This is a genomic window from Dethiosulfatibacter sp. (assembly GCF_983023055.1).
The window spans coordinates 1-4630 of the sequence record NZ_CEZJXU010000189.1 but is presented as its reverse complement, the minus strand read 5'-3'; the positions used below and the strand labels follow the sequence as shown (position 1 = coordinate 4630).

4 protein-coding genes are annotated in these 4630 nt (G+C 36.3%); all 4 read right to left on the bottom strand.

Annotated elements, in window-relative coordinates; all coding sequences use genetic code 11:
• On the bottom strand, positions 1–1149 hold a 1149-nt coding region (locus tag AC3AX0_RS07705; protein ID WP_487549723.1), incomplete at its 3' end, for a xanthine dehydrogenase family protein molybdopterin-binding subunit.
• 17 nt (positions 1150–1166) lie between these two features.
• Entirely contained in the window at positions 1167–1628 is a 462-nt protein-coding gene (locus tag AC3AX0_RS07700) for a (2Fe-2S)-binding protein (RefSeq protein ID WP_487549722.1), read from the bottom strand.
• A 26-nt stretch (positions 1629–1654) separates the two neighbouring features.
• On the bottom strand, positions 1655–2554 hold the full coding sequence (locus AC3AX0_RS07695) for an FAD binding domain-containing protein (RefSeq protein WP_487549721.1): 900 nt from the start codon (positions 2552–2554) through the stop codon (positions 1655–1657).
• A gap of 266 nt (positions 2555–2820) precedes the next feature.
• Entirely contained in the window at positions 2821–4422 is a 1602-nt protein-coding gene (locus AC3AX0_RS07690) for a sigma-54 interaction domain-containing protein (protein ID WP_487549720.1), read from the bottom strand.
• Positions 4423–4630 lie beyond the last annotated feature (208 nt).

Sequence of the window (4630 nt, the reverse complement as noted above, 5' to 3'; positions counted from 1 at the left end):
CATTTGAGCTTCATGAGCTATTGAAACCTGTGGCACTCCAAATCCTCTCATTGCTCCGCACATAGGATTGTTTGTATATACCATGGTAGCACTAATGTTAACATTAGGAATTTCATAAGGACCCTGTGCATGTACCATTGACCTTGTTATTACAGCCAGTCCATAAGAACCATAGGCTCCAGTATCTTGCTTTAATTTTGCTTCCAAGGCTAATATTTTTCCATCCTTTGTTGCACCTGTCTTAAATGTCATAAAATGAGGATGTCTCTTTGATGATACCTGCATTGATTCCTTTCTCTTTCTAACCATTTTAACGGGTTTTTCAGTATGGTAGGCAAGAAGTGAAGCGTGGCATTGTGTAGAAATATCCAGCTTTCCTCCAAATCCACCACCAGTATTACCCTGTATACTTCTAACTCTGTTTAAAGAAAATCCAAGCATTCCTGCAACTTCACCCCTGTCGTAGTGAGGGTTTTGAGTTGAACTCCAAAATGTAAGTATTCCTTCTTCAAATTTAGCTATTGTAGCTTCTGTTTCTATAAAAACATGAGAAATTGAAGGTGTATAGTAGTTTTCTTCGACTATTACATCACATTGCTTGAATGCCTCTTCAACATCTCCTCTTTTCATTGTTTTCTTTGCAAGTATATTTGTATCTCCATGAACCTTAGGGCTATCTTCTTTTAAAGCATCTTCTATTGTGAATACTCCCTCTGTCTCTTCAAGTTCAACTTCTATAAGTTCAAGAGCCTTTTCAAGTATCTCTTGACTTTCGGCAGCAACTACTGCAAGAGCGTCTCCAAATCTTCTAACTTTATCTTCAACAAGAATAGGTTCATCTTTATTGATTATTCCTATTAAATTCTTACCTGGAATATCCTTGTATGTAAGTACGGCTACCACTCCTGGAAGGGCCTTTGCCATATCTGTATTTATGCTAATAACTTTTGCACTTGCAAATTCGCTTCTCTTAACACCACCATATAGCATTCCTGGAAAACTCAAGTCTCCTACGTATTGGGTTTTTCCCAAAACCTTGTCAAGAGAATCTTTCTTTACTACTTCTTTTCCGACAACATTGAATTTAGTTTCAAGGCTTTCAATGATATCATTTTTTCTCTCAGTTGATTCTTTATTGATAACACTCATGATTTATCATCTCCTAATTATTCTACAGCTGCTTCTACAGCTTCTATAATTTTCGTATAGCCGGTACATCTACATAGATTACCTTCCATTGCCGTCTTTATTTCATCCTTTGTAGGATTAGGATTATTATTAAGAAGAGCTTTTGCTGACAAAATCATTCCAGGTGTACAATAACCACACTGTACAGCGCCTTTTTCTATAAAGGTTTCCTGAAGTCTGTCAAGTTCTCCATTAATGCTAAGTCCTTCAATTGTAGTTACACTTCTTCCATCAATTTGTGGTGCAAGAACAGTACAACTTGTTACAGCTTCATTGTCAAGGATTACAGTACATGCTCCGCACTCACCTTCACTGCAGCCTTCTTTTACACTAGTCATACCAAGATCATCTCTTAAAAGGTCAACCAGTCTTTTATTCGGGTAAGTTTCAACTGTTACGTTTTCCCCGTTCAAAATAAAACTAATACTTATCTTATCCATTATTATTCCTCCTGTTTAGGATTTACTTACTGTAAGCTCTGAATCCTTATGGATTCAATTACTTCTCTTACTATTCCTTTTACACTTTCCTTCTTGAATGGGCATGATGCTCTTGCTCCGATATTCTGTACAACTATATCTGAAACCTCTTCAAGACATTTTTCTATAGTAGCATTGTCAAGTTTATTTCCAACAATAACTTTTTCAGCACTTTCAACCCTGTATGGGTGTTGTCCTACTGCTCCAAGGGCAAGACTACAGCTTTTTACAACTTCATCTTCTCCAAGCTTTACAACCATTCCAACAGTCATGATTGATTTAGCAAGAGCTCTTCTTTTTCCAAGCTTCCTGAATGCAGAAAATTCATTATCTTCACTTTTTTTGAAATATACTTCTACAAGTATTTCATCCTTTTCAATTCCTACTATGCTCTGCTTGCAACTAGCGCATGCATCTTCAATTTCTATAGGAGTAAAGAAATCCGCAATTAACACTTCACGACTTCCCTTGCTGCTTTTCAATACAGCAACTGAATCAAATGCTGTAAATGCAGATACTGAGTCAGCACATGCAGATCCTGTAACAACGTTTCCACCAACTGTTCCCAAGTTTCTAATCTGAGTAGAACCTATCTTGCTGCACGCCTGAACCAAGGCTACGGCATTTTCCTGCAATAGACTACTGTTACAAATCTCAGTAAAAGTTGTTCCTGCTCCTATCTTAATAAATCCATTTTCTTCTTTTATAAAGCTCAGTTCTTTAATATTTTTTAGATTCACTATTTTTTCAGGTTGAATTTGTTTCTCATTTAATTCCAATACTAAATCTGTTCCGCCTGCTATCAGAAAAGTAGACTCATCTTTAGCTTCAATCATTCCAAGCGCTTCTTCCAAACTAGTAGGGCTAAAATATTTAAATTCTTTCATTTTTCCTCCTATTAATATTATATAGTTAAAATTTAAACAATCATATTTCCAATACCACTTTCTGCGTTTTCTGCAGTTACCATTATACTTGCAATATGCATGCCATGTTTTTTGTCCATTTTGCAATGTTTCCAGTCTGTGAAGACAATGATTTCATTTCAACTTTGAAATGTTTTTCCAATTCTCTTCGAATCCAGTGAAATAAATGCACAGAGGCATTTCAATATTGAAATACCTTCTGTTCAATACTGAAATGCCTCATTCAATTAATTATTAAATTCTTTATCCTTGATCCCCAATTCCTTGATTCTTCTCCATAAGGTTGTAGTACTTATTTCAAGTTTTTCTGCAGTCTTACTTTTTGATCCCTTATTCTTAACCAGTATATCCGCAATAACCTTTCTTTCATACTCCTGCATTATCTGACTTAGGCTCGTATGGTCGCTGTTGAAACTGATATCTATATTATGGAATCTGCTTGGCAGATGGTCCTTGGTTATAATCCTGCTGTTACCACTCATATTGAAGGCTTTTTCAAGAACATTAACAAGTTCCCTGACATTACCCGGCCATTCATAATTCACCAATAACTCAAGGGCTTCATCTTCTATTCCCTGAATGAACTTTCCAAAAGACTGGTTCATCTTTCTTATTTGGTGTTTAATTATAAGAGGGATATCATCCTTTATTTTCCTCAATGGATGAAGTTGTATGTCTATTACATTAAGCCTATAGTATAAGTCCAGCCTGAACTTGTTTTCCTTTATAAGCTTTTCCATATCCTTGTTTGTTGCTGATATAATCCTTAGATCAAGGGGTATATTGATCTTTCCCCCTATCCGTTTAACTTCCCGTTCCTGAAGAACTCTGAGAAGTTTGCTCTGGAGATCATACTGCATTTCGCTAATTTCATCAAGAAACAGTGTCCCACCGTTTGCCTGCTCAAATACTCCCTGCTGTCCTTCCTTTACCGCTCCTGTAAAGGAACCTTTCTCATATCCAAAGAAACTGCTTTCCATGAGATTAACCGGGATTGCTGCACAATTTATTGCTACAAAAGGTTGATTCCTTCTTTCACTCTTATTATGTATCGATTGGGCGAAAAGCTCTTTTCCTGTCCCTGTTTCACCAATTATCAGAACACTGGATATAGACTTGGCAGAAAGCTTTGCAACTTCCTTGGATTTTGTCATTTGAAGAGAATCTCCGATTATATCTTCAAAATTGTATTTTGCACTCTGATATTTCTTTACCTCGCTTAAAAGCTTATGGCTTTTCTTCATTGTATCGTCGTTATTGAATCCAAGTCCAAATTCCTTGGTTATGGGAATCCTAACTGCACTTGCTCCCATTATATAGTTGGAATCTCCTATGACGGGTTTTTGACTGTTCATGGCAGATTTTGCAGCTTCTGAAACTATGCCAAGAAATTCCTTGCTCTCATTACCATCAGAATCAAAAGATGCCATTCTTACACCAGTTTTGTCAAAAAGAACTGCTTCTCCACCTACTACCTTTGCTATGACAGGCAGAGACTCCATAAGAGAATTCCTCAATTCCCTATTAATCTTCACCCTTTCATAATTACTGGCACACAAGACATAGTCATCAATGGGAATACTCCATGCCTCAACACCATCTTCAATCTGGGACATTCCATATCCAGGCTTTTTTTCAATGGCAGTATCATGAGCAAGCTTATAATAAACCCCTCTCAACTCCGCCAACTCTTTGCCAGAAGAATCTACAGTCTTGATCCTGTGTCCCCCTCTGTCAGTCAACGTAACATACCCCATCATAACCTTTGAAATTATACTTAAAGACTCCAGAAGTATTTCCCGTGTCTTATCCTTTATTTCAGAATTCATAAAATACCTCTTGTTTATTCTATAGGATTTAACTAATCCCTATCAATATATTATACCTTAAATAATAAACTATCACAATAAGGCACATAAAAAAGAAAACCTCTGATAATACAGAGATTCATTGTGTTTTATTTATTTTCTTCCTATAACTAGAAGCTGTGTACACCTTTTCACACCATAATTATCGTAGTTTTTTCTGATTTTATCA

Bases quoted from the DNA above. Each gene is read 5' to 3' on its own strand.
- AC3AX0_RS07700 (WP_487549722.1), bottom strand. From the start codon at position 1,628: ATGGATAAGATAAGTATTAGTTTTATTTTGAACGGGGAAAACGTAACA.
- AC3AX0_RS07695 (WP_487549721.1), bottom strand. From the start codon at position 2,554: ATGAAAGAATTTAAATATTTTAGCCCTACTAGTTTGGAAGAAGCGCTT.
- AC3AX0_RS07690 (WP_487549720.1), bottom strand. From the start codon at position 4,422: ATGAATTCTGAAATAAAGGATAAGACACGGGAAATACTTCTGGAGTCT.